This window comes from Serratia sp. YC16 (assembly GCF_009707615.1).
GTDB classification, from domain to species: Bacteria; Pseudomonadota; Gammaproteobacteria; order Enterobacterales; family Enterobacteriaceae; genus Serratia; species Serratia surfactantfaciens.
In genome coordinates, this window is record NZ_WLYN01000011.1 from 1 (window position 1) to 25,076 (window position 25,076).

Genomic DNA, 25,076 nt, shown 5'->3' on the forward strand with positions numbered 1-25,076 from the left:
GTTGACGTTCAGGTGCTGGCCACCTTCTACGCGCACGGTCGGCTGCATTTCCAGCGGCACTTCACGGTATTCGATCTGGCCCAGGTCGCTGACTGCGACAACCTGATCTTCCGCGTAGTTGGCCTTGGCGCACACGCAGCGAGCTTCCGCTTTTTCATCGTCCAGCAGCCAGAAAGAATTCACCAGCGCCTGGTCGTTCGCTTTGGTAATTTGAATACCGGTAATCATTATGTTGCCTCCGTACAAGGGCGTAAAAATTCACGTCGTGAGAAAACCCAATTCTGGTTTCGGCCATTTGGTAAAACCATTGTTGTCTTGTTGTTCTGTATACCAGCCTGACCGGGCCAGTTCTTTGATTAAAGTCAATTTTTACCGGGTAGGCACAACGCGTGAATGGGCAAATTTATGTTTTATATCAATTTTCCCGTCGCGCCAAAAACCAATTATTTTTGTAAATTTTCAAAAATAATTGCATTGCGCGCGACGGCGAGAAACGAAAAGCGGGTTTCACTGCGCGTGCCGACACGGTAAGCTATAGCCTATGAATTGCTAAAGAAAACAAAGGAGAGCGTTTATGGCCACCTCCCTCACCTGGCATGACGTGATCGGCAAAGAGAAAGAGCAGCCCTATTTTGTTGAAACGCTCGCCTTTGTTGCCGCTGAGCGCCAGGCCGGTAAGACCATTTATCCACCGCAGAAGGACGTGTTCAACGCTTTCCGCTATACCGAGCTGGCAGACGTCAAGGTCGTCATCCTCGGCCAGGATCCCTACCACGGCCCCAATCAGGCGCACGGCCTCTCTTTCTCGGTGCGCCCCGGTGTGCCGGCGCCGCCGTCGCTGGTGAACATGTATAAAGAGCTGGCGACCGACATTCCCGGCTTCGAACGCCCGGATCACGGCTACCTGCAAAGCTGGGCCGAGCAGGGAGTGCTGCTGCTCAACACCGTGCTGACGGTAGAAGGCGGCCGCGCGCACTCGCACGCCAACCTGGGCTGGGAAGCCTTTACCGATAAAGTGATCGCCGCCCTGAACGAGAACCGTGAAGGCGTGGTATTCCTGCTGTGGGGCTCGCACGCGCAGAAGAAAGGCAACTTTATCGACCGCAACCGCCACCACGTGCTGAAAGCGCCGCATCCGTCGCCGCTCTCCGCCCACCGCGGTTTCCTCGGCTGCCGCCACTTCTCGCAGGCCAATCAGCTGCTGGAGCAGCAAGGCCTCACGCCGATCGACTGGATGCCGCGTCTGCCGCAGGCGTAGCCCAGAGACAAAAAAGGCACCCTCGGGTGCCTTTTTTTATGCCGTTGCCGGGGCGATTACGCCTTGGCTTTGGAGACCGCGACCATCGCCGGGCGCAGCAGGCGGCCGTTCAGCGTGTAGCCTTTCTGCATCACCATCATCACATGGTTCGGCTGGTGATCGGCGGATTCCATCATGCTCATCGCCTGATGCACTTCCGGGTTGAACGGCACGTTGACTTCGCCGACGATTTCGATGCCGTACTTGCGCACCACGTCCAGCAGCGATTTCAGCGTCAGCTCGATGCCTTCGATCATTGCGGCCAGTTCCGGATTGTTTTTATCCGCCAGATCCAGCGCGCGCTCCAGGTTGTCGATCACCGGCAGCAGATCGCCGGAGAATTTCTCCAGGGCGAACTTGTGCGCTTTCTCAACGTCCAGTTCGGCGCGGCGGCGGATGTTTTCCGCTTCCGCTTTGGCGCGCAGCAGGCTGTCGCGCTCGTGCTGCTGCGCTTCCGCCAGTTGGGCTTCCAGTTCGGCGATACGCGCATCGCGCAGATCGACGCCTTCCGCCGCTTCCGGCAGCGTATCCTCGTGATGAGCGTGTTGTTCCATTTCTTCCGAGACTTGCTCGTTTGGCGTCTTCTGTTCTTTACTACTCATGAATATCTCCGCGTTTTAGCATTAATCTCGCAACTTGGCTTATTATGGGGATCAAAACCGGGGTTTCAAGTCAACCGGTCACAATGTGGGGCATAAACGGGTCCCGGTGAGGAAAATCACAACAAATGAATAAAAAATTCGCCTGTATTGGCATTGTTGGCCACCCGCGTCACCCTTCAGCGCTGGCAACCCACGAGATGCTGTTCCACTGGCTGGTCGCCCGCGGCTATTCGGTGATGGTCGAACGCCAAATCGCCCATGATTTGGGGCTGAAAGACGCCGTCACCGGCAGCCTGGCGGATATTGGCCAGCGGGCCGATCTGGCGGTGGTGGTTGGCGGCGACGGCAACATGCTCGGCGCCGCGCGCGTGCTGGCGCGCTACGACATCAAGGTGATCGGGGTCAACCGCGGCAACCTCGGCTTCCTCACCGATCTCGATCCCGACAACGCCCTGCAGCAGCTGGCGGACGTGCTGGAAGGCGAGTATATCGACGAACAGCGTTTCCTGCTGGAAACCATCGTGCATAAAGAGCACCAGCAGTGCCGCATCAGCACCGCCATCAACGAAGTGGTGCTGCACCCCGGCAAAGTGGCGCACATGATCGAATTCGAAGTGTACATCGACGATCGCTTCGCCTTCTCGCAGCGTTCCGACGGCCTGATCATCGCCACCCCGACCGGATCCACCGCCTACTCGCTCTCCGCCGGCGGGCCAATCCTCACCCCGTCGCTGGAAGCGATCGCGCTGGTGCCGATGTTCCCGCACACCCTCTCCGCTCGGCCGCTGGTGATCAACGGCGACAGCACCATCCGGTTGAAGTTTTCGCAGATCGGCAGCGATCTGGAGATCAGCTGCGACAGCCAGATCGCGCTGCCGATCCAGGAAGGCGAAGAAGTGCTGATCCGCCGCAGCGATTTCCACCTGAATCTGATTCATCCGAAGGACTACAGCTATTTCAACACGTTAAGCACCAAGTTGGGCTGGTCGAAAAAATTGTTCTAAAATCTGCGTCGGCCACTTTACTGTATATAAAACCAGTTTATACTGTATGAAACTACAGTTATGTGTTTATACACAGGAAGGTTCCCATGCTGGCGCAATTAACCATCAGCAACTTTGCTATCGTTCGTGAGTTGGAAATCGATTTTCAACCGGGTATGACGGCGATCACCGGTGAAACCGGCGCCGGCAAATCCATCGCCATCGATGCGCTGGGGCTGTGCCTCGGCAACCGCGCCGACGGCAACGTGGTGCGCCTGGGAGCCGCCCGCGCCGACATCTGCGCCCGCTTCTCGCTGGCGGACACCCCGTCCGCGCGCGAGTGGCTGGAGCAAAACCAGCTGGATGACAGCAACGAATGCCTGCTGCGCCGGGTGATCAACGCCGACGGCCGTTCGCGCGGCTTTATCAACGGCACTGCCGTGCCGCTGTCGCAGCTGCGCGAGCTGGGGCAACGCCTGATCCAAATCCACGGTCAACACGCCCATCAGCTGCTGCTCAAGCCGGAGCACCAAAAAGCGCTGCTCGACGCCTACGCCGACGAACCCGCCCTGCTGGCGGCGATGAGCCAGGCCTATCAACGCTGGCACCAGAGCTGCCGCGAGCTGGCGCACCACCAGCAGCAATCCATCGAGCGCGAAGCGCGCAAGCAGCTGCTGCAATACCAATTGAAAGAGCTGAACGAATTCGCGCCGCAGGCCGGCGAGTTCGAGCAGACCGACGCCGAGTACAAGCGCCTGGCCAACAGCGGCCAGCTGCTGACCCTCAGCCAGCAGACGCTGCAGCTGCTCGCCGACAGCGACGAGAACAACATGCTCAGCCAGCTCTACAGCGCCAAACACCTGCTGATCGAGCTGGCCGGGCTGGACGACAAGCTCAGCGGCCTGTTGGACATGCTGGAAGAGGCCTCGATCCAGATCAGCGAAGCCAGCGACGAACTGCGCCACTACGCCGATCGCATGGATCTCGATCCCAACCGCCTGCACGAACTGGAACAACGCCTGTCGCGCCAAATCAGCCTGGCGCGCAAACATCAGGTCGCGCCGGAAGAGCTGCCGCAGCTGCATCAGCAGTTGCTGGATGAACAACAGCAGCTGTCGCAGCAGGAAAGCGACCATGAGCACCTGAACGAGGCGGTTACCCTGCATCATCAGCAGGCGCTGGCGCTGGCGGAAGAGCTGCACCAGAAACGCCTGCACTACGCCGCCGAGCTGACCACGCTCATCACCGACAGCATGCAGGCGCTCTCCATGCCACACGGCAAGTTCAACATCGACGTGCGCTTCGAACCGCAGCATCTGAGCGCCGAAGGGGCCAGCCGCACCGAGTTCTGCGTCTCCACCAACCCGGGGCAGCCGCTGCAGCCGCTGGCGAAGGTCGCCTCCGGCGGCGAGCTGTCGCGCATCGCGCTGGCCATTCAGGTGATCACCGCCCGCAAGATGGAAACCCCGGCGCTGATCTTCGACGAAGTGGACGTGGGCATCAGCGGCCCTACCGCCGCCATCGTCGGCCGCCTGTTGCGCCAGCTCGGCGAATCCACCCAGGTGATGTGCGTCACCCACCTGCCGCAGGTGGCCGGATGCGGGCATCAGCATCTGTTCGTCAGCAAGCAGACCGACGGCACGGTGACCGAAACCCAGATGGCGCCGCTGGATAAACGCGCCCGGCTGCAAGAGCTGGCGCGCCTGCTCGGCGGCAGCGAAGTCACCCGCAATACGCTGGCCAATGCCAAAGAACTGCTGGCGGCATAAAAAAGCTCAACTTTTTCACTTTCCTGCGGTCTGACAGTGACGCTGTTGGCCCGAGAAATATCTAAAGTGCGCCGCGGCGGCGATCCGAAGCCATCTCAACGGCCTGAAACAGGCCAAGCGCTTGAGGTGCTGAAGGAAAGCCAATGCGTCGCAACGTGAAAGATGAAGGGTATAAAGGTTTCCAACTGCCGCAAGGTCTATTATCATCGGCATCCTATGCCCTAAAGGAATGTGATTACTATGCGCTGTAAAACGCTGACTGCCGCCGCTGTAGTTCTTGTGATGCTGACTGCAGGCTGTTCTACTTTTGAAAAGGTGGTTTATCGTCCTGACATCAACCAGGGGAACTACCTGACGTCGACCGACGTGGCGAAAATCCAGAAAGGGATGACCCAGCAACAGGTCGCTTACACATTGGGCACCCCAATGCTGCAAGACCCATTCGGGACTCAGACGTGGTTCTATGTGTTCCGCCAGCAGCCTGGCCATGAAGATATCACCCAGCAAACGCTGACGCTGACCTTCGACAGCGCAGGCGTGTTGACCGATATCCAGAACAAACCGGCACTGACCAAGTAATCGGCGCCGCCCGCTCTTCCGGCCCATGAGGAGGCATGATGTTCCTCATGACAGTCGCAGGCTGCAACGCGGAAGAGAGAATCAGTTTCAGATAAAAAATAAGGCGCTCATAGCGCCTTATTTTTTTGCCTTTTCTGCCCGTTGCCGGCGCAGTTCTTTCGGATCGGCGATGAGCGGCCGGTAGATCTCAACCCGGTCACCGTCGTTTAGCGTGTCGCCCAGCTTGGCCGGCCGGCTGTAGATACCGATGTTGTTGCTCTTGAGATCGATATCCTGACGCAGCTCCAGCAGGCCCGAAGCCGCAATCGCCTGCTCGACGCTGCTGCCCTCGGCCAGCTTCACCTTGCGCAGGTACTGGCGCTCCGGTAAGGCGTACACCACCTCGACCTGAATGTCAGACACTGTAGACCTCTTTCGCGCGCTGGGTGAATGCCTGCACCATGCTGCCCGCCAGCTCTTTAAATACCTTGCCGAACGCCAGTTCGATCAGTTTGTTGGTGAACTCGAAGTCCAGGTGCAGCTCCACCTTGCAGGCCTCTTCGCTCAGCGGTGTGAACTGCCAACCACCCATCAGCTTGCGGAACGGACCATCGACCAGCTGCATATTGATGCGTTGGTTATCCAACAGCGTATTGCGCGTGGTGAAGGTCTTGCTGATACCGGCCTTGGCGACGTCCACCGCGGCGGTCATTTCATTGGGGGTAGCGTTAAGCACCCGGCTGCCGGTGCAGCCTGGCAGAAAATCGGGATAAGAATGAACATCGTTAACCAACTGATACATCTGCTCGGCGCTGAACGGCACTAATGCAGACCGACTGATCTGGGGCATATCATTTCCTGTAAGACATAAAACGTACAGATAATACCATTTATCTGGCGGCAAACAAAAAATCTGCTAAGGGATGAGGGAACCAAAAATGCGAAAAATTGCGCAGGTGCTGAACGGGAAAGGATTTCTTTCGCTGAAGCATCCAGTATAATGAACGCACTATGACAAAGAAAAAAGCACACAAACCCGGTTCCGCCACCATTGCCCAAAACAAGCGCGCGCGTTTCGAATACTTCATTGAAGAAGAGTTCGAGGCTGGCCTGTCGCTGCAAGGGTGGGAAGTTAAATCGCTGCGTGCTGGCAAAGCCAACCTCAGCGACAGCTACGTGACGTTCCGTGACGGTGAAGCCTATTTGTTTGGCGCCACCATCACTCCGCTCAACGTGGCCTCGTCGCATGTGGTGTGCGATCCGACACGTACCCGTAAACTGCTGCTGAACAGACGCGAGCTGGACACCTTGCTCGGCCGCGTCAACCGCGAGGGTTACACCGTGGTGGCCTTGTCCCTGTATTGGAAAAATGCCTGGAGCAAGATCAAGATCGGCGTAGCCAAAGGCAAGAAAGAGCACGACAAACGCGATGACATCAAAGATCGCGAATGGCAGACGGCGAAAGCCCGTATCATGAAGCACGCCAATCGTTAAGCCGCTGGCTTATCGAGGTAAACTTCTGGTATACTGCACAAAGTTACTTGGGGCTGATTCTGGATTCGACGGGATTTGCGAAGCCCTAGGAGCATGCCGAGGGGCGGTTGGCCTCGTAAAAAGCCGCAAAAAAATAGTCGCAAACGACGAAAACTACGCTTTAGCAGCTTAATACCCTGCTTAGAGCCCTCTCTCCCTAGCCTCCGCTCTTAGGACGGGGATCAAGAGAGGTCAAACCCAAAAGAGATCGCGTGGATGTCCTGCCTGGGGCTGAAGCGTTAAACTCAATCAGGCTAGTCTGTCAGTAGCGTGTCCATCCGCAGCTGGCCGGCGAATGTAAAGATTGGACTAAGCATGTAGTGCCGACGGTGTAGTAATTTCGGACGGGGGTTCAAATCCCCCCAGCTCCACCAAATACGTCGCCAGTGAACCAGATAGACCCGGCGATAATAGCGAAAAAGCCCACAACTTCGGTTGCGGGCTTTTTTGTTTTTGTGGCACTCAGGGGCGAAGGCCCCCACAACCCGAACGCCCTCTGGCCGGCAAAGGCGAGTGTTCCCGATAGAGACCATGCGTAGCCAGCCGGTTGTGTGCAGCAGCACGTTGCGTATCATAGGGGCGTGTTCGATCCGCCCAGTGCATACCACCGCCTGTACGCTCGCACGCACATCGGCTGATTTAACAAAAAATCCCGCCGCAGCGGGGAAAGCTCAGGAAGCTTTTTTCGCCATAATCTCGATGATCTGCCTGTCGGTGTGCTGCATCGAGCGGCTGGCCAGCGCGCAAAGGTTGGCGATCGACTGCTCAACATCATTCGCCACGATCCCCTCGTTGCCGGTTACCGCCGTGTCGTCCAGTGCCATCAGCACCGCCTTCCACGCCGACGAGGCGCTGGTGGAAACCTTCATCGCACAGCTGTTGGAAGCGCCATCGCAAATCATCCCGCTCACATCGCCAATCATGCTGCCGATGGCCTTGGCGATGGTGTCGTACCGGCCATCCGCCAGCCACGCCATTCCGGCGGCCGCCCCCATCGAGGCGGTAGTGGCGGCGCACAGCGCGGAGAGGCGCGGCAGGCGATAGTGGATATAAATGGCGCTCAGGTGCGACAGCATCAGCGCACGCGCCAGCTGTTCCTCATCGGCCGCGAAGTGCTCCGCCACCACCATCACCGGCAAGGTGGCAGCGATCCCCTGATTGCCCGAGCCGGAGTTGCTCATCGCGGGCAGCGTCGCCCCTCCCATCCGCGCATCGGACGCCGCACTGGTGCGGATCACGATGTCGCTGGCCAGATCGCTCGCCATCAATCCGCGTGCGCGCTGTTTTTGCAACGTGGCACCCACGTGTAGCCCCCACTGGCTGCGCAGCCCTTCTTGCGACAGCGCACCGTTGAGGCGCGCGGCATCGAGAATAAAACGGATATCCGCGAACGGCGCCTGCTCGATGAAATCCACGATCTCACGCAGCGAAGTCTGCTCCAGCACTTGCAGCGGGCATGCCGGCTCGGCGCCCTGCGGCTGCGCCTTCAGCGTATAGAGCGTCTCGCCCTGCCGCTCGATACTGACGATGCGGGTATGCCCGCCGACGATGGTGGCGCTGGCCCATTGATCGCCGGCGTAAACCTTCGCCCGGGAATAGAGGATATCTTCGCAAGGCGACTGTAGCATGACGCGCACCGCCCCCTGCGCCAACAGCCGCTTCGCTTGCGTTATGGCCGCTGCAGAGGCCTTCTCGAGCACTTCCAAACCGCCGTCGGCATCGCCGCCGATAGCCCCCAACGCGGCGGCGATCGGCAATCCCACCATGCCGGTGCCAGGCACCGTCACGCCCATGCCATTTTTCATCAAATTCGGCGAAACCCAGGCTTCAATGCGATCCACCGGCCCCGGTAAATGAGCCGCCGCCGTGGCGCTGGCCAGCGCCAGGGAAACCGGTTCGGTACATCCCAATGCAGGCTTCACCTCCTCCTGCACGACGCGGATGTATTTTTTCCATAATGAAAGACTTTCAGGGTTCAACATAATGACAACCTTAATACCGTATTAGCTCTATCAGGAGAATGCCAGGAACGGGGAGACGCACAGAAGCAAGCCGGTCACGATGATAAGCACCAGCGATGCGCCTTTATATTTGTGCAGCGCCGGCACCTTATGGACCAGCCACGCAGGAATAAGGCAGCCCACCAGGCCGAAGATCGGGCTGCAAATGGATGTGAAGCTCAGCACCGGCGCATTCAGCACAATGGCGCTCCAGGCCAGCAGAATAGCGAACACCATAATGCCGCGCTGCACATAGGTTTCATTGATGTTTTCCAGCGGCAGCTTGCGGCGCAGCAGGTTCATCACGATGCCCTGCGTCGCTTCGCGAAAGCCCAAATAAACACCGAAAAAGGCGGTCATCACGGCGAAAATATTAAGGATCACGCTGACGACTTTGACCCAGGCGGCGCCGTCACCGCTAATAAACTGAGCGGCGATCGCCAGGGCGGAAATGTTCTGCTCATAGGCTTTTACCGCCTCATCATGCCCCATCGCCAGCGTAAAAGAGACGGCATAGAAAAAGACGGTGGTAAACAGAATGCCAAAGGCGATATTCATGGCGCGCAGCGCTTTATGGCGGGCAACCTCAATCGATTTTTCACGCGAGCGGTAGGAAATGACCATCGGGCTAAGCGTCTGAATAAACAGAATCGAAGTCAGAGTAAACGGCAGCGTAATAATGGCGTTTTTAATCAACAGCGCCGCCGGTGGCAGCGCGCCGATGTTATGCACATGCCACAGGCCAATCATCGACACGCCGAGCGCCGCCACAACCAGCAGCTTGGTCAGCACCATCAGGCTTGAAAGTTTGAATAGCAGCTGTTCACCGCGCGATGAAATCGCCACTAAAATGCAGATCAGCGCCAGGCCATAAAAAGGGTTGTCGGACAACAGCCCTTCCGTCACGCCGAAGGTGTGCAAATAAGACGCGCTGTCGTTGGTGATGGCGGTGGAATAAACGAACATCCAGATCACCAGCATGACAAAATAGAGTGCGCCGAGTAGGATGCCCCAGTTTTTCCCCAGATAGCCGCTAATCACGCTGGGATAGTCTTTGCACTCGGGCGATTCCGCGAGGGTATTGATAAATAAGCGCTGGAATAAATACATAGCCGGATAACCGATAATAGAGGAGAGCAGAAATACCCACAGCCCCATCAATCCAACCTGCACCGGTAAAAAAACAATGCCGGCACCAATCGCCATGCCGATACTCATAATCACCCAGCCGGTATCGGTACTGTCGAATTTAATTGCCTCACGCCATTCACTTTCCGTCATCTTCGCCCGCAACGCCGGCGACGTGTCATCCAATAGCACGCTATTATTTGAAGCCGTTTCCATAAGGTTCTCGCTTGTGTAGGTAGAGGTTTTTTTTAATAGTTTCTGCACGATGGATAATTCTAAAATGCAGGCGAGTTATCGTTTTAATGTGCGAAATCTTACCCCTGAAACAAGAGAAAAAAGTCACAATATTTGTATGGATTAAGGCTATCAAAGAGAAAAAAATCCCATAAAAAAAGAATAAGAAGAAATAAATTCTATCAAAAACCAGTATGAGAGGCGCATCACATTATCCCAACGCGCCACAATATGAATCACAGACCAGGTGAACGCAGCGTTCCGCCCGTTTTGCATTCGCAGCGCCCAGCAGGCTAAACCGCATACCGGGCGCCCCCTTTACCGCCCCTCTTTCTCCCCCAGGAAGAAATACCACAGCGGAATGGAAAGCAGCAGGGTGAATACCAGCGTATACAGCAACACCATCAGGCTCTGCATGATCACCATCTGGGCGCTCCAGTCGCCGATCGGCAGCTGAAACTGTTCGACGGTGCCGCCGAGGATCGCTCGGCCCATCACGCAACCGACCGCTACCGCCACCGTCGCCACCGCCGCGCGGAACTTGCGCACCTCGGCGCGGCGGGCGGCCGCTTCCGGCGTGTCATCCCGCTGGCCTTGCCGCTGGCCGCGCCAGCGCCATACGTCCACCAGCAGCAACGCCGCGAGGCTCACGCCCATTACCGGCAGGCAATAACCCAGCGCCGCTGCCACCAGCAGCGTGCCGGCGCGCGCAGGCAGGGAAAGCGCCAGCCAGGCGGCAACCAGCGTATGCACCGGATGCTGCGCACCCGCCGCCGGGCGGCGACTCCACCACATGCGGTAACCCAGCACAATCATCAGGCACAGCCCGAGGCCGAACGCCGCCAGCAGCAGCTGATTCGGCAAGCCGAACAGAATGCCCATGTGGGCGTCGATGCCCCAGCGGGTCAGCTTGGCGATCAGCGGGAAGGTGTCGAACCGCACCTGGTCGATGACGGCGAAGCTTTGCGGCGCGATGGCAACCGCGTCCACCTGCGTCGGCCAGCTGCGATCCACTTCGGTTACCGTCCAGGCTTTGCCCTCGCCTTTCGGCTGGCGCAGCTCGACCTTGGCGGCGTCAATCCCGGCGGCGCGCGCGGCGTGCAGCGCCCGATCCCAATCACCGTTCAACGCATTGGCCTGCGCGGCAGAGCCCATCTTCATGCCCGGCATCATCCCGCGGTGCTCGGTGTGCGGATCGGCCGGCGTCTGCGGCGCATCGGCCTGCAGGCTGGTGTTGACCTGCGGCGTCAGCCAGCCCAGGTTGGCCCGCAGCGCGTCGATGTTGCCGCCGGCCCACTGCGACCAGGTCAGCCCGGTGGCCGAGAAGAACAGCAGCCCGGCCAGCAACGCCACGCCCAGCGTGATATGCCAATGGCGGCTGGCGGCAAAGCCCCCTTTCGCCCTTTTCAGCTTGCGCTTCGGCCGCGTCGCCAGCCACAGCGCCATGCCGCCCAGCGCGGCCACCCACAGCCAGGAGGCCGCCAGCTCACTGTAATTGCGGCCCAGGTCGCCGAGCAGCAGGCTGCTGTGCAGCTTGTCCAGCCAGGTGCGCAGCGGCAGCACGCCGGAGGTGCCGTACACCGTCATATCGCCCTTGATCGCCAGGGTGTAAGGATCGACAAACAGCGCGCGCGACTCGGAAGCGCCCAAATCGGCACCCGTAAACTGTACGCGCGTGGTGTCCATTGCGCCGGGTGCCGGACGCACGGCGTAAATGCGCGCCTCGTCACCCGCCACACGGCGGGCGGCGGCGATCTGGTCGGCCAGCGGTCTCGCGTGCCCGTGCGGCTCGGTAGACAGCGCATCGCGATACAGCGCCTCTTCAAGCTGCGGGGTCAGCACATACAGCGTGCCGGTCAGTGCGGCGACCAGAATAAAAGGGGCGACCAGCAGGCCGATATAAAAATGCAGCCGTCTGATCAGGTTCAGCATCGCGCCTCTCGGCGATGCGGCAGGTGGAGTTTTGGTTATCGAAGACATGGCCTTTCTCGTTTTTCAAACTGTGCGCGCAGGCAAACCGTCCGCAGCGATACGAACGGCGTTACCCATGATCAAGCAATAAGGAAAAACGGCTGGCCGGGCGGCCCGCGCGGGCACGGCCGCAGGGAAAGACGCCGAATGGGCGGAGGGACGACGCGCGGCGCACAAGGCAGGCGCGCGATGCGCGTCATCAGCCACAGCAGCGGTACGAATACCCACAGCAGCAACGGGACGTGGATCAGCAGTTCGCAATAACCACAGAAGATCATTTCCTCCGGGCTCATGCCGTGGTGGCCGATATGATCGGCGGCAGGCATCGCCATCGCGTGCATCTCATGCGGCATGGCGGCTGCCGGCTGCGCCATGCCGCCCATCATCTGATGGTGCATCAGCGATTTCGACACCACCGGCGCCACAAACAGCAACAGCACCGCCATAATGGCGATGCAGGCGGTAAGGCGTTGCTGTAGCTGACGTGGCACTCTCATCGCGGCGGCGAATTAACCCGGTCGGTGGCGAACAAGCGGCCAGTGTAACCTCAATGAACGGTGAGGTGAATGAAAAGCGAGATTTGTGTGGTATATGCAGCTAACGATTTGGTATCCGCTACAAACTCGCGATACGACGACGGATTGCCGGTTGCCCTGTCTTTCTTACTGAATCCCAAACCATCGCCTTAGTCTTTATATTGAGTCTTTTTGCACTAACCGTTTTATAGTGCATATAGAATGAAAACAAACTCAGCAAAAATAGCAAGAACGCCGAAAGCAATAAGAACATCAATACTCCTTATATTAAAACATTCCGTTAAAGCTCATTACCACGCAAAATCAGCCAGTTATAGAGCTCAATTTTGCGGTTAAAACCGAACTTTTTCATCACAGCCCCACGGTGGGAACTGACGGTTTTAATGCTGATATTCAGCCGCATTGAAATTTCTGCCGGCGTGAAACCCTTTGCCAACAGGCGCATGATTTGTTGCTGACGAGATGTCAAATCTTCTTCAGGCGAATTCACCCGGCGCTGATAACCAAAATTCTCTCGTTCACGCCATAAGGTATCCAGGTAGAAACGCAGCTGTTGCAAACTTTCTTTCTTTAACAATGCCTGCTGAAAGCGCGCCAATCGCCATGTTGAAAAGCTATTTTTTCCCTCACCCAGTGAAAAAAGAATGATACTCTTGGTAGACGAACGCAAAACTTTGCCAATAAAATAGGCCATGTGGTTGCTTGACTCATAAAATATAACATCAGCAATATCTAGCCTGTCCTTATTGACAAAAATCACGTTCTTATTTTTTTGATAAAAGTATTCTTTTAAGAAAAACATTAACCCCTGAGAATGGAAGAGGTCCCTATCAAGCAAGCCAACATAAACTGTCATTTTCACTCTCACTCCATAATTATATTTCACCATTCCCATCAGCACAGGAGAAAGACAACGTGCATTAATTTACCGTAACAGTCAGAATGGCATGACCTGAATAATCACCATAGCTTGAAATATCGAAAGGCATGATCTCTGCATACAGTTGATGCGCTTCAAAATACCCGGCCTTAGCCGCAAACTTCAACTTATTCGTGTTACTACCCGCTTCAGCCATTAGCTTCACATCAATACTATCTCCGGATTTATTTTTCATTTTAGTGATGGGACTGCCATCACTCCCTGTTAACGTCAAATACCCCGAAGCGTTTTTCCCTACGCCGCCTTTACAGCGAATATTCACCGAAATATCGCTTACTCTTCCCTGGAGCTCATGAACGGACACGGTACCAAAATCGAACTCCCCCCAAACCGCATTAATCTCACAGGCCACCGGTGAAGGTTCAGGATCCGGCGGAATAGGCAACTCCGTATTACCAGAACCATCCGTGCAGGCAAAAAGCCCGCTAGGGCTGTACGTGTTTGCGTCATCACGATCGGTGTCCTGGAATACAAAACCAACACAATAGGGCTTGGCAGGAATAAGGCGGCCTACTGGAACCGCAACGATCCCAGAGTCTGGTAATGCCCATATGCCATATCTTATCAGAACTTGCGATACCGTCGGGTAAGCGCCACTTTCCATCCCGTCAAAACGTAAACGAGGAGACAATATTTTTTTAGTGCTAGGGGACCCCATCGCAAATCCCATTTTACTGACTATGGCGACCCCAGCGTAGCAGCTGCCTGCCGTGCAATAACCTTGATGCACATCATACTGAGGCCCCGGATTTAAAACCTGGTTAATGCTAACCGGTTGATAATAGACTCCATCCTTCACATAGGGATCGCCAAATGACATATCAACCGAGAGCGCAAAACTGTAATTAGCAAAAAAAAAAACAAATATCGATGGTAAATTAATGCAGCGCATCCCTCATCTCCTAAAAGAAACATTGAATAACACTTCACTCAATAAAATACATTCTCACTCACTATAAAATATAACAAACCAACCGACGTACACTACAACATATCACAACTCACATCACATCCAATATCAAGACGTTACTGTCACTAAACGAACCGAACAAATTACCACCTCATTTTTCAACGCTGATAAAATAAGTATCGATATCGAATTTTTCACTTTCCTCTGGAAAACAATGCCTACACAATAAGGTCTGAAAACCCGCCTTCCCAGAGTTGCAACCACGCCAGAGTCAGATGACGTCCCCCCCCTCAACAAACCATTATTACTTTCGCCGTCACCATATAGTTACGAGCGCCCTATTTATCAACAGACAAAACAAGTATTAATGATAAGCTTCACATATAAAAAAACATCAAATACATTTTAATTCGGTGAAATAATAATAGTAAAAGCCCCTGAGAAATCCCCGACGGATTGTGAATTAAACCCACCTAAGGTCGATGTAATCGTTACTGTGGTAGGTATTTCCGAAGCACGTAACGCATATCCTTCCCCCAGAGAGGAACCATTCACAGTAATATCACTACGCAACCCATCCGTTGTAGAAAGGGCTATCGAATTCACCCCCGATGGAGAAATCACCTTCACCGGCAATGATGAAGAGCACGTAACGCTAAAATAGGTGGAAGCAGAATTACCGTTAACGGCTGAAGGAGACAGCACACCATGATTTATTTCAAGAAATGAATCACTTATCCAACAGGCATCTGGGGCTAACTCTGATTTCTGACACGGCATCCCTTCAAAAGTAAACACATAACCAGGAAGCAACCTCGAGGTATGTCCCAACCGCCAACAAACGTCTCGGCCTGAACGGCGATTATAGACTGTTGAACCGCGACCAATATATCCTGCAGCTTCGACTAACGCCCCCAACTCTCCCATCGTTTTTGCCTTCCTGGCACCTGGAACATGCATTGGGTATGGCATCTCATCCTGACCACCAGTGAAAGAGTTTTTATAAACAAAATAAATATCGTCATCCAGGCCATATCCGTACATGGGATTAGGGCCGCCATCACCGAGATCCCAATGAGAAACATATACATAAGCTCCGGTATTTCCTACTTTAGAAACGTCAACGGCCCTTAACTCCACGGGATAAGCTAATGCAAACGTAGGGAAAATCCCTCCATAACCGGCCCATATTATCGCAAAAAATAGTCGCCACCTTGATAAACAAATAAGCTTTTCCTGAAAGCACACGCCATTATTCATATCAAAACCTCGTTTTTTTTCACACAACCATTTAGATCTATTATTATAAATAACCGTAAGGTAACCGAGCAATCTTCTGTCGATGAGACGACATAAACAGACATAACAGAAAAACACGAAAAATAAAAATCAGCATAAGCGAGCTTGCCGCCAACCTCTCTTTTGGTAAAAATGACACGTTATTTTTTCAATATTACACGGGAGCAATAATAGTGAAACTCCCAGAAAAATCCCCGCCCAGTTGAGAGGTAAATCCGTTTAATGTTGAGGTAATCCTCACCCGGATCGGTGATGTCGACGCGGAAATCCGGACACCATCCCCCAGCTTTCTATCGTTGATAGTGATATCACTACGCAATCCATCAGTCTGGGATAAAGTCACCGAGCTTATTGCCGTAGGTGAAATAACATAAACAGACATCGCAGAAGAACACGTAACATAAAAATCAGTATAAGCCGAGTTGCCGTTAACTTCCCTGACGGTCAATGTACCATGGTTTATTTCCAAGGCCGGCTGGTCGATCCAGCATACGGTTGGTGGATACTCGGCATAATTACAAGTTATATCAAATGGTGTTGCACTTCCATCCCCAAAACTGATATCAAGATATCCCAACCGCCAGCAACTTTTATTCGTTGGCGTAGAATCCCTATGGCCAACGACTGTTTTCCCGATGAATCCGTACGCAATAAATAATTTACCTAAATCCCCCATAGTTTTGCATTCCTGGCGCCAGGAACGGTAGACGCATTAATATTATGCCTATTACCAAATCTATCGTTATAGTAAAAATAAATATCATCAGTTTTAACCCCCCGCCCCACCCGGAAAAAGTCTTCATGGGATTAGGACGTGGATCGTTAATATCCCACGATTCCACGCTCACAGTATCATAGTATCCAGGCGTCTTTATAACTTTAAGTTCATAGGCAGCAGAACACGCCACCGAAGAATAAAAAAACAGACAGAATAAAAGGAAAAGACGTTTCATTGCACACCACCTATAAAATTATTCATACTCCAGCCTAAAAGTAGCCACCGCGCCAAATGCCCCACGGCCGATAGCCTGGTTGGCCAACGCTTTAGGCTCCCCCTCAACATAGGCCCGCAGCGCAATCACGTTACCACCGGCCTGCAAGGTATACTTGCCGCCGGCTTTGTTGATCGGCAATGCTTTTCCCTCTACCGTCTCCAGCCCTATCGCGACCCCTTTCGCCTGGCTGGCAGCGCTAATCGCCAGCAACCCCGGTAATACCGGGTTCTCCGCGCCAAGAAAATCCACCGACACCGTTTTGCCTAAGCTGATATCGCATTCCGCCAGGCGAATTTCAAACTTCTGCCCCAGCGTGCGGGTATTGAGGTACAGGTATTTGTCGATAATGGTGCCGAAATCCAGCTCGATTTCTTCATCTCCCGGCGCGATCACGCACGGCTCTGCCACCAGAGCGCCATGCAAACGCAGGTTATTCGCCGCCGCCCAGGCCATATTCCCCACCATCGTCAGAGCCAGCAGCAGGGCCACTGCCGCCAGATGTTTTCCGATCGCCTGCTTCATCTGTCTCTCCTTACTGATAATCGGCCTGCAACGTCGCCCAGGCCTCGAATGCCCCCTCGCTCAGCGTGACTCCTTGTTTTTGTACCGGCACCGCCTCCAGCTGCGGCGGGTTATCCAAGGTGATGTTCAACGTGCTGCCCGGCGTAAAAGGCTCATCGTCCCGGTACAGGCGGATGCCCAAATCGCTTTTGTTGGTCGCCAGCGCCTGTTTATCGAAGCCGCTGGCGCCCCCCTTCAAACTCAGGGTTAGCGCCCAATTGCCGCTGGCTGCGCTGTCGCAGGTGATTTGGTAGTTCAGCGCCTGGCGGTAGTTCACCCCGTCCACCTTGTTGATGCCGACGCGCTGGCCGAAGTCCACCTCAATTTGGTTGCCGTCATTAATGCGGCACGGTGGCGGCGTGAGCAACGTGCCGCGGAAGGTCATATTCTCCGCAGCCATCGCGGCGCTCAACGGCCCAGCCAAGCCGCTTATCAACAACAGAGCACGCATCGTTGTATTCATTTTCGTTTCCTTACTGATAGGCCACCTTCAGCGTGGCGCCCGCCGTAAATTCACCGCCGCTGAGCGTCGCGCCGCCCTGTTTAATCGGCACCGCCCAGAGTTCCGGCACATTCGGATAGGTGAAATTCAGCCAGCTATTGAGCGCCAGCTTGCTGCTGCCTTGCTGCAATTGGATGCCCAAGGTGGTTTTATTGGTTTTCAATGCCGTCGCGTCGAAGGCCGCGCCGGTGCCCTGCACCTGAAGCTTCATGGCGTTTTTGCTTTGGCCGCTGCAGGACAGGGTATAACCTACCGCCGTACGGTAATTTTTGCCGTCCACCCGGGTGGTCAAGACTTCGCCAAAATTCACCTCGATCGGCCGGTCGCCGTTAATCACGCAGGGCGGCGGCGCCACCACGGTGACTTTGACCGTTACCGTGGTGGCCGCCTGTAACATCAGCGGCGCGGTGATCAACAATGCGCCAAGGCGGCCGATTCGTTGTCGGTTCCTTACTCTCGTTATCGTTTCATCCATGTTCAGCTCCGCCTCAGTCATAGCTCAGATGAAAATCCACCGTCGCCCGGTAGCTGCCTGCCGCCAGGCTGGCCGCCGTGCGCTCCGGCGCAACGGTATAGCTCAGCGTGCTTTGCCCCGGCGTCAGCAACAGCGGCGCGCCCCGCTCACCCAGCCGCACATCGCGCCCGTGGCCGTCCTCCAGCCGCAGCCCCAGACCGGATACGCCGCGCGCCTGCACCAGCTGCGGGTTGTCCGCATCACGCGGCGCCCGGAAGCTTACCGTGACCGCCGGCTGGTTATTGGCCCAGACCAACCCGCCGGTACGCAGGTCGCGGCTGCCCGCCGGGCTGCGCAGGCAGTCCGCCAGCCGCAGCTCAAAGCGTACCGGCGTGCCGCGATCGCCGGGCTGCTTCAAACGGCCGCTGCCGACTTCACCCAGCGCGATATCCTGGCGCGCGCTGGCCATCTCCAGCCGGCAAGCGCTCTCGGTCAGGGCGCCCTGCAGGTACAACACGCCATTAGCGCCCTCTACCTGCCAGTTATCCGCCGCCTGCGCCGGCGGCGGCAGCCACAGCAGCGCGGTCAGGCTCAATGGCACCATCAAGGCCAGCGCCGTCAGCACGGCGTAATATCGCAGCTCGCTTAGCCAGTAAGCGCGTTCCGCCATCAGCTCCTTTGCCATTTATCCCCCTGTCTACTTTTATCTGGATGCAGCGGTTAAGCGCCTTTCTGCTCCGGCACCACTTTGCAGATATTGCCGCTGCAGCTGAAGCTCAGCTGCGGCCGGCCACCGTAGTCGTTGACGTAAGTCAGCACCGGGCTGTTGCCCACCGCTGCCGCGCTCACCGTCAGCGGCAGGCTGCCCTTAGGCGGCACCATCATCGGTTCGAAGGCTTTCACCGGCGCGTTCTTGCCGCTGCCCGCATCCACCAGGGTGACGTAGTACGGCGTCGGATTGTTCAACACGTACTTGTCGCCCTGCAGGGTCAGCGTCAGCTGCTCCTGCGGCGGCGGCGCATTCTTGTCCATCGCAATCGCCGCCGGGCGGTAGAACAGCTTGATGCGAGTCTGCAACGCGATCTGCAACGTGTTCGGCTTACCGCTCTTCGGCGGGATCTCGCGCAGGTTGAAGTAGTAGACCGTCTCCCGGTCCTGCGGCAGCTGTTTGGCCGCCGGCAGCGCCTGGATCTTCACCTGGCTCGGCTTGCCCGGCTCGATGCGCTGCACCGGCGGCAGCACCGTCAGCGGGCTCTGGATCTTGTTGCCCTGCGCGTCTTCAATCCAGCCCTGCGCCAGATAGGGCAGCTGCTTGTTCTGGTTGCTGACGCTCAGGCTCACCGAGTTCAGCGAACCGTCAAACACTACGCGGGTGCGATCCAGCGCGATAGCCGCCTGGGCAGGCAGCGACGCACAGACGAGCAGCACGGCCCCCGCCGCCGTCACAATGTGTTTTTCGGCAAACGCCGCCAATGAACGTTTTGTATTTTTCATGGTTACCTCAACTCAATAAATATAAAAATCTATCCAAGCAATAAAAGCTCATTTAAATCACGTTAAAAATAATCACCGCACTGCCGGTAAAGTCGCCCGAGGTTTCTTTTTTCAGCTCCGCCTCATCGATAGAGGCGAACAGCTCGACGCTACCCTTATAACCGACCTTGACGGTCACATCCCGTTTATTGCCGGCGCCCGGTGAATCAACGGACAGTTTCACCTTAATTTGCTGTTTATTTTGCGGATTGGTCAATACGATGGTATTGCCGCCGCTGCGGTTGGCATCGGTAAATATTAAGCGCGCCGTCGCCTGACCAGCGTAATTGCCATCGCAAATCAACGAGGCGCTAATACTGGCGGTTTTAGACTCCTGATTGACTACGCCAAAATTAATTTCGCTGTTGCTTAAACCCTCGACCCGGCAGAAAACGTCAACGGGCGGTAATTTGTCCAGCGGTGGCAGCGTACCGTCTTCCGTCGATGCCAGACGAATTGTATTTCCATTTTCTAATCGCAACCAAAGTATCGGCTTACAATTAGGCGGCACCCGGTAATTAATCGTCCCCACAAATGGCATCACTGATTTCAGTTTCTGGTTAAACTCAGCAAGAGTAAATTCACTTCCTTGATCGCCGATTTTAATCCCCCCCCCAGCTTTTAGGTGCAGCAAAGCAATCGCCGGGGCCCCACCCAAAATTGGCATATACCATGAGATTGCACTGCCAGGCACATACAATACGCTTAGGTGTCCACGCCCACCATGCTCCGTCCTCCACCCCGGTAACGACAACACTGGTGAAGTTATAATTTATCGCCGGTTGGTTATTTAACCAATACCAGTCGGAAAAACTCCCCTCCACCGTTGCGGAATAGGTATTCCCCGCTAATAAAAGAAAAAATACGGAAACCAGATACCGCACTATTTTACTTTTCATCTAACTCACCTGCCGTTACTTGGCCTAATTGATGACATGGCAACAGCAGCGTATTCATCAGCATCTCCGCCGGCAGCGGGCTCGGCATGCGCACTTCACACTGCGCCGCGCCGTTCCAGCGCACCGTCATCGCCTCACCGGCGTTGATGCCGCTGAGATAGACGCTGCCGCCGTCGTTGACGATGCCGGTCTCCTGCTTGCGGGCGTTCAGCACCGTGGCGCCGAACGGCGGTTCGCTGCCGTCCGCCAGCTTGATCACCGCCATCGCCTTGGCGCCCGCTATCACGTCAAACTGCCGGTAGCCGATGGCCCCCTCCGTCAGCGTCGCCTGCACCACCGATTTGGTGGCTTCGGCGTTGTCGCCCAGCTGATTCAGATCGATACTCGCCTTGTTGCGGTAGTAGCTGTTCACGTCGCCGATCACCGCCTTGCCCCAGNCAGCTTGATCACCGCCATCGCCTTGGCGCCCGCTATCACGTCAAACTGCCGGTAGCCGATGGCCCCCTCCGTCAGCGTCGCCTGCACCACCGATTTGGTGGCTTCGGCGTTGTCGCCCAGCTGATTCAGATCGATACTCGCCTTGTTGCGGTAGTAGCTGTTCACGTCGCCGATCACCGCCTTGCCCCAGGCGTTGGTGCGGCTGACTCTGCCGTAACCGCGCACCGGCACCCCCGCCACCCCCTGGGTGTCGATCAGCATCCGCGTACCGCCCGCCATGCCGCTGCGGTGCAGCGCGCCGCCCTCCGCCGTCAGCGTCATGCTGCCCTGAGCGTTCAGCCCCACCGCGCTGTAGCGGCCTTCCTGATAGCTGGCGTTGGCGCTCAGCCGCGCGATATCCCCTTCACGGGTGTAGTAGCCGCTGGCGTTGGCGCCGCTGCGCGAGTGCCCGGCGCTCAGCTGGTAGTTGCTGCGCTCGTCAAGCCGGTCGTAGTAGCTCACCCGGTGGGTGCTGTCGTTGCGGTTCACCGTGGTGTTGTAACTCAGCGTCGAGCGTTCGCCCCACGGCATCGACAGCGACAGGTAGGCCCCGTCGTCCTTCATTCCGTTGTACTGGTTGCGGTAGGCCGACAGCGACAGGCTCAGGTTGCGAAAGCGGCCGATATCGAAATAGCGCGACAGCGTCAGGTTGTAGCGATCGTTGGCCGGCCGGTCCCAGTAGGTCTCGTGGCTGTAGTTGAGGTACGAGCTCAGCCCCCAGTCGCGGAAGTGCTTGTTGAAGGTGATGGTGTACATCTCCTTGCCGCTGCCGTTGCGGTTGCCGTAATAGCGCGCGTCCAGGTACTCACTCATGCTCATGAAATCCCGCTCCGAGAAGCGGTAGCCGGCAAAGGTCACTTGGCTGTCGTACTCGTCGAAGCTCTTCGAGTAGCTGAGCCGGTACGAACCGCCGCTCAGCGCGCCGTCTTCCTGCGGCAGCCGCGCCCGCGACTGGGTAGCGTCGAACGACAGCGCCCCCAATGCCATCAGGTCGCGGCCCAACCCCAGCGACAGCGCGTTATAGTCGCCACCGAACAGGCCGCCGCCGTACAGCGACCAGCCGTTGCTCACCCCCCAGGAGAACTCGCCGGTGCCGAACAGCGGCCCCTGTGAGCGATGTTCCCAGTCCGACGGCTTGCCCGCCGCCAGCTTGAAGCGCACCGAGCCTGGCCGCGTCAGGTACGGGATGCTGGCGGTGTTCATCACGAACTCCTGCACGCTGCCGTCCTGCTCCTCCACCCGCACGTTCAGCTCGCCGCTCACCGCGTCGTTGATGTCCTGAATGCGGAACGGCCCGGCCGCCACCGTGGTCTCGTACAACACCCGCCCCTGCTGGCTGATGACCACCTTGGCGTTGGTCTTCGCCACGCCCACCACCTCCGGCGCATAGCCGCGCAGGTTGGGTGGCAGCATGTTGTCGTCCGACACCAGGCTGGCGCCGGCAAAGCGGAAGCTGTCAAACATGCCGGAGTCCAGATAGCCCTCGCCCAGCGTCAGCTTCGAGCGCAGCGCCGGCAGCGCGCGGTAGGCGTAGTAACGGCTCCAGTCCAGCCGCCTGTCGGTCGGCTGCCCGCTGCCGGTCTGGTGGCTGAGGCTGCCCTGCCAGTCCGCCCGCAGGCGCCAGGCCCCGAGGTTGGCGCCGGCGGTGCCGTTGCCGCTCAGGTTGTAGCTGCGGTTACCGCTGCGCTGCTGGCGCTGGGTCTGGGCGTTGAGATTGTAGTCGAACAGCAGCCCCGGAATACCCTCGTCCCAGCGCGACGGCGGGTCCCAGTTCTCGGCGGTGTACTCGAGGTACGCCTGCGGAATGTTCAGGTACAGCGACGAGGTGGCCAGATCGCCGCGCGTCTCCATGCCCGCCACGCTACCCTCGTCCAGGCACTCGCCCTGATGCCACCAGCGCAGGTTTTTCATCACGCTCTCTTTGAGCCCCAGCTGCTCCACCAGCGCCTGGTTGATACAGGCGCGGCTGCCGTTGGGGTCATCCTGCGGCGGGTAGAACGGAATTTGCTGTTCCGGCAAATCGTTTTTGTTGATGTGCACCACCATGCCGTAGGTGCCCGGCATGATGTAGCCACCGCGTGAAAACTGGCTCAGATCGATGTTCTGCCGGTCATGCACGTCCAGCACGTCGGTATTGAACTGAATGTCGTCGGCGGCATATACCAGTGCCGGGGAAGCGCCAAGCGCCAACGCGATACATAATCCCAGCGTATTAATACGCGCCATTTTTCCTGCTGGTGATTTCCTCATGTCCCCGTTCCCTTATAATTATTTCTTGTCCCTGTGCTTTTGCAATCTGTCCTCACCGCCGGCCTCAGAAATAATCCAGCTTGAAACGGACGGCCGAGAAATAATCACCGGCCTTCGGCGCATGATTATTGGCAACCAATTTCAGGGCGTAATTCAGCCGCATATCGCCGGGAATGATATCGCCGCGCGGCAACGGGTGGCCAGGCGTGGCGATATTGCCGGCGGCATCGGTGATTTGCAGAGCAATGCCGGCGGCCTCGCCGCGCATGCCAAATAAATCCCCTTCGGCATCGCCGTCGAAGGTCACCTGAAACTGTTTCCAGTCCGGCAATTTATTATTGGCGCGTTCCAGGGTGCAATTAACCAATTCGATAACGAAAGGTTTTGTTTGGCTTTGCCCGTCGCGAATAATATCCGCTATCGGCACGATATCCATATCCACGGTCTGATAACGGCTTTCAACCGCAATGGCGCAGGCGGTATCGATAATAGCGCCTTGCATATTCACCCTGCCCCAGCCCTGAATAGCGCTGCCTGCCTGTGCGATAAAGGCAGTGAAGATAAATAGGCAAGTTGCCACCGGTAAAACCGTTTTTCTAGTCCACATACGTTATTCCCCGATAAAGCGGCCCTGAAAAATGCATGCGGGAAGCCCGCATGCATAAACATGTTTAATTCACTTCAATATTGAAGAAATTAACGCGGCTTAGTTATAAGCCAGGGTAAAGTCGGCCACCGACTGGAACTCGCCTTCGGTCAGCACCGCGCCAGAGGCAGCGTCACCCTGCAGGTAAGCGGCAAAGTTCAGGGAGTTAGAGCCATTTTGCAGCTCTTGAGCCTTGGTTGGTTTACCCAGTTTGATCACCTGGCCGGAACCGTCGGTAATCGCTACGCTGGCACCCTGTGCGGTACCGGTAATACCCAGCAGGCCGTTATTGGCTTTGGACTCCATACCGGTAAAGGTCAGCGTTACCTTGTTTTTCTGTGGGTTGCCAGTAGCTTCATCATTGGCAAAAGTGCAATTTTCCAGCTGGATGGCGAAGTTACGCGGGGTAGATTTACCGCCGTTCAGCAGCGCCGCTTTAGAGACCTGGCCCAGTTCAACGGTCTGATCTGCGGCTTCAGGAGCAATCGAACATGGCGCATCGATAATAGAACCGCTGAAGGTCACTTTACCGTGGCCTTGGTCAGCCGCGAAAGCGGTAGAAGACAGACCAAAAACAACCGCCGCCGCCATCATGATGTTATTCAGTTTCATAGTTTCTTACATTCCTTAGTAAGTGAAAGAGTTAAAAACAACTAACTTTATCTGCAGAAGATAACGCTTCCCGGCTTATCGCCATTTTCGTATCAGCACAGGAAACCTTCTGTTTCTGGCCTTCAAACCAGTGAGAACAATCTACTATCACAGCGCACTTCTTGAAATATAAAACTGTAAATTAAATAAAATTAAGAATATGTATAAATAAAATACCTTAAAAATAGATTTTAACTCCAATCGAGGCGTGAAATTAACCAATCTGTAAATAAAAAAACCGCTTGATTCAGGTTTAATTAACCAATTACCCATGCAATATAAGAAAATCCCAATTCCAATCCCCATCAGGCGGTTGAAAAAAAACTCGCGCAGCCACAATATTAAGTA

General features: G+C 56.1%; 27 protein-coding genes, 1 other RNA gene and 1 pseudogene. 6 read left to right on the forward strand and 23 right to left on the reverse strand.

The window, feature by feature from the left end:
• A partial coding sequence (locus tag GKN89_RS20820) for an autonomous glycyl radical cofactor GrcA (protein ID WP_195934024.1) occupies window positions 1–228 on the reverse strand: 228 nt, incomplete at its 3' end.
• Window positions 229–574: 346 nt separating this feature from the next.
• Here GKN89_RS20820 and ung point away from each other — a divergent pair.
• Window positions 575–1,258 (forward strand): uracil-DNA glycosylase, encoded by a 684-nt coding sequence (gene ung, locus GKN89_RS20825; RefSeq protein WP_154747678.1) that lies wholly within the window; start codon window positions 575–577, stop codon window positions 1,256–1,258.
• A gap of 56 nt (window positions 1,259–1,314) precedes the next feature.
• Here the strand turns inward: ung and grpE are convergent, their stop codons facing one another.
• Window positions 1,315–1,899: a nucleotide exchange factor GrpE gene (gene grpE / locus GKN89_RS20830; protein WP_154747679.1), complete on the reverse strand. Its 585-nt coding sequence runs from the start codon at window positions 1,897–1,899 to the stop codon at window positions 1,315–1,317.
• 125 nt (window positions 1,900–2,024) lie between these two features.
• On the opposite strand from grpE, the gene nadK reads away from it, so the two are divergent.
• The 3 genes from nadK (at window position 2,025) to bamE (ending at window position 5,230) form a co-directional block, all read left to right on the forward strand.
• A complete protein-coding gene (gene nadK, locus GKN89_RS20835) occupies window positions 2,025–2,903 on the forward strand; it encodes an NAD(+) kinase (protein WP_019452304.1) in 879 nt (292 codons plus the stop codon).
• 86 nt (window positions 2,904–2,989) lie between these two features.
• On the forward strand, window positions 2,990–4,651 hold the full coding sequence (gene recN / locus GKN89_RS20840) for a DNA repair protein RecN (RefSeq protein WP_154747680.1): 1,662 nt from the start codon (window positions 2,990–2,992) through the stop codon (window positions 4,649–4,651).
• A 240-nt stretch (window positions 4,652–4,891) separates the two neighbouring features.
• Window positions 4,892–5,230 (forward strand): outer membrane protein assembly factor BamE, encoded by a 339-nt coding sequence (bamE, locus tag GKN89_RS20845; RefSeq protein ID WP_004929101.1) that lies wholly within the window; start codon window positions 4,892–4,894, stop codon window positions 5,228–5,230.
• A gap of 117 nt (window positions 5,231–5,347) precedes the next feature.
• On the opposite strand, the gene GKN89_RS20850 is transcribed toward bamE, so the two are convergent.
• Window positions 5,348–5,632: an RnfH family protein gene (locus GKN89_RS20850; RefSeq protein WP_370520271.1), complete on the reverse strand. Its 285-nt coding sequence runs from the start codon at window positions 5,630–5,632 to the stop codon at window positions 5,348–5,350.
• Window positions 5,625–6,059 carry a type II toxin-antitoxin system RatA family toxin gene (locus GKN89_RS20855; RefSeq protein WP_025159544.1) on the reverse strand — a complete coding sequence of 145 codons (435 nt, stop codon included), beginning with the start codon at window positions 6,057–6,059 and terminating at the stop codon, window positions 5,625–5,627. Before GKN89_RS20855 ends, GKN89_RS20850 begins: the two co-directional genes overlap by 8 nt.
• A 161-nt stretch (window positions 6,060–6,220) precedes the next feature.
• Between GKN89_RS20855 and smpB the strand changes: the two genes are divergently transcribed.
• Window positions 6,221–6,703, forward strand: a complete 483-nt coding sequence (smpB, locus tag GKN89_RS20860) for an SsrA-binding protein SmpB (protein WP_004929094.1) — start codon at window positions 6,221–6,223, stop codon at window positions 6,701–6,703.
• A gap of 49 nt (window positions 6,704–6,752) precedes the next feature.
• Window positions 6,753–7,116: a transfer-messenger RNA gene (gene ssrA, locus GKN89_RS20865) on the forward strand.
• 297 nt (window positions 7,117–7,413) lie between these two features.
• Here ssrA and GKN89_RS20870 read toward each other — a convergent pair.
• The 19 genes and pseudogenes from GKN89_RS20870 to GKN89_RS20955 form a co-directional block, all read right to left on the reverse strand.
• On the reverse strand, window positions 7,414–8,724 hold the full coding sequence (locus tag GKN89_RS20870; RefSeq protein WP_063919916.1) for a serine dehydratase subunit alpha family protein: 1,311 nt from the start codon (window positions 8,722–8,724) through the stop codon (window positions 7,414–7,416).
• 30 nt (window positions 8,725–8,754) lie between these two features.
• Window positions 8,755–10,086: an amino acid permease gene (locus GKN89_RS20875; protein WP_154747681.1), complete on the reverse strand. Its 1,332-nt coding sequence runs from the start codon at window positions 10,084–10,086 to the stop codon at window positions 8,755–8,757.
• Window positions 10,087–10,422: 336 nt separating this feature from the next.
• A complete protein-coding gene (locus GKN89_RS20880) occupies window positions 10,423–12,036 on the reverse strand; it encodes a DUF2534 family protein (RefSeq protein WP_154747682.1) in 1,614 nt (537 codons plus the stop codon).
• Between the two features lie 119 nt (window positions 12,037–12,155).
• Window positions 12,156–12,572 carry a DUF2946 domain-containing protein gene (locus GKN89_RS20885; protein WP_154747683.1) on the reverse strand — a complete coding sequence of 139 codons (417 nt, stop codon included), beginning with the start codon at window positions 12,570–12,572 and terminating at the stop codon, window positions 12,156–12,158.
• Window positions 12,573–12,891: 319 nt separating this feature from the next.
• Window positions 12,892–13,467 (reverse strand): LuxR C-terminal-related transcriptional regulator, encoded by a 576-nt coding sequence (locus GKN89_RS20890; protein ID WP_230329022.1) that lies wholly within the window; start codon window positions 13,465–13,467, stop codon window positions 12,892–12,894.
• Window positions 13,468–13,531: 64 nt separating this feature from the next.
• Window positions 13,532–14,443 carry a hypothetical protein gene (locus tag GKN89_RS20895; RefSeq protein ID WP_154747685.1) on the reverse strand — a complete coding sequence of 304 codons (912 nt, stop codon included), beginning with the start codon at window positions 14,441–14,443 and terminating at the stop codon, window positions 13,532–13,534.
• A 423-nt stretch (window positions 14,444–14,866) separates the two neighbouring features.
• Window positions 14,867–15,721, reverse strand: coding sequence for a hypothetical protein (locus GKN89_RS20900; RefSeq protein WP_154747686.1), 855 nt, complete (start codon window positions 15,719–15,721; stop codon window positions 14,867–14,869).
• A 193-nt stretch (window positions 15,722–15,914) separates the two neighbouring features.
• Window positions 15,915–16,436 carry a hypothetical protein gene (locus GKN89_RS20905; protein WP_154747687.1) on the reverse strand — a complete coding sequence of 174 codons (522 nt, stop codon included), beginning with the start codon at window positions 16,434–16,436 and terminating at the stop codon, window positions 15,915–15,917.
• Window positions 16,437–16,731: 295 nt separating this feature from the next.
• Window positions 16,732–17,277, reverse strand: coding sequence for a fimbrial protein (locus tag GKN89_RS20910; protein ID WP_154747688.1), 546 nt, complete (start codon window positions 17,275–17,277; stop codon window positions 16,732–16,734).
• Between the two features lie 10 nt (window positions 17,278–17,287).
• Entirely contained in the window at window positions 17,288–17,779 is a 492-nt protein-coding gene (locus GKN89_RS20915; RefSeq protein ID WP_154747689.1) for a fimbrial protein, read from the reverse strand.
• A 10-nt stretch (window positions 17,780–17,789) separates the two neighbouring features.
• A complete protein-coding gene (locus GKN89_RS20920; protein ID WP_154747690.1) occupies window positions 17,790–18,293 on the reverse strand; it encodes a fimbrial protein in 504 nt (167 codons plus the stop codon).
• Between the two features lie 13 nt (window positions 18,294–18,306).
• Window positions 18,307–18,957 (reverse strand): fimbrial protein, encoded by a 651-nt coding sequence (locus tag GKN89_RS20925; RefSeq protein WP_230329018.1) that lies wholly within the window; start codon window positions 18,955–18,957, stop codon window positions 18,307–18,309.
• A 35-nt stretch (window positions 18,958–18,992) separates the two neighbouring features.
• A complete protein-coding gene (locus tag GKN89_RS20930) occupies window positions 18,993–19,766 on the reverse strand; it encodes a fimbria/pilus periplasmic chaperone (RefSeq protein WP_154747691.1) in 774 nt (257 codons plus the stop codon).
• A 52-nt stretch (window positions 19,767–19,818) separates the two neighbouring features.
• Window positions 19,819–20,439, reverse strand: coding sequence for a hypothetical protein (locus tag GKN89_RS20935; RefSeq protein WP_195934026.1), 621 nt, complete (start codon window positions 20,437–20,439; stop codon window positions 19,819–19,821).
• Window positions 20,408–20,704: a hypothetical protein gene (locus tag GKN89_RS24320; RefSeq protein WP_195934027.1), complete on the reverse strand. Its 297-nt coding sequence runs from the start codon at window positions 20,702–20,704 to the stop codon at window positions 20,408–20,410. The genes GKN89_RS20935 and GKN89_RS24320 overlap by 32 nt, the downstream gene beginning before the upstream one ends.
• Window positions 20,694–21,140 (reverse strand): annotated as a pseudogene (locus GKN89_RS20940) (FimD/PapC C-terminal domain-containing protein); the annotation flags it as partial. The pseudogene GKN89_RS20940 and the gene GKN89_RS24320, both read right to left, overlap by 11 nt.
• On the reverse strand, window positions 21,125–23,407 hold the full coding sequence (locus tag GKN89_RS20945; RefSeq protein ID WP_370520273.1) for an outer membrane usher protein: 2,283 nt from the start codon (window positions 23,405–23,407) through the stop codon (window positions 21,125–21,127). The pseudogene GKN89_RS20940 and the gene GKN89_RS20945, both read right to left, overlap by 16 nt.
• 88 nt (window positions 23,408–23,495) lie before the next feature.
• Complete coding sequence (locus tag GKN89_RS20950; RefSeq protein WP_154747693.1) at window positions 23,496–24,038, reverse strand: fimbrial protein; 543 nt, start codon at window positions 24,036–24,038, stop codon at window positions 23,496–23,498.
• Window positions 24,039–24,137: 99 nt separating this feature from the next.
• Window positions 24,138–24,689, reverse strand: a complete 552-nt coding sequence (locus GKN89_RS20955) for a fimbrial protein (protein WP_154747694.1) — start codon at window positions 24,687–24,689, stop codon at window positions 24,138–24,140.
• Window positions 24,690–25,076 lie beyond the last annotated feature (387 nt).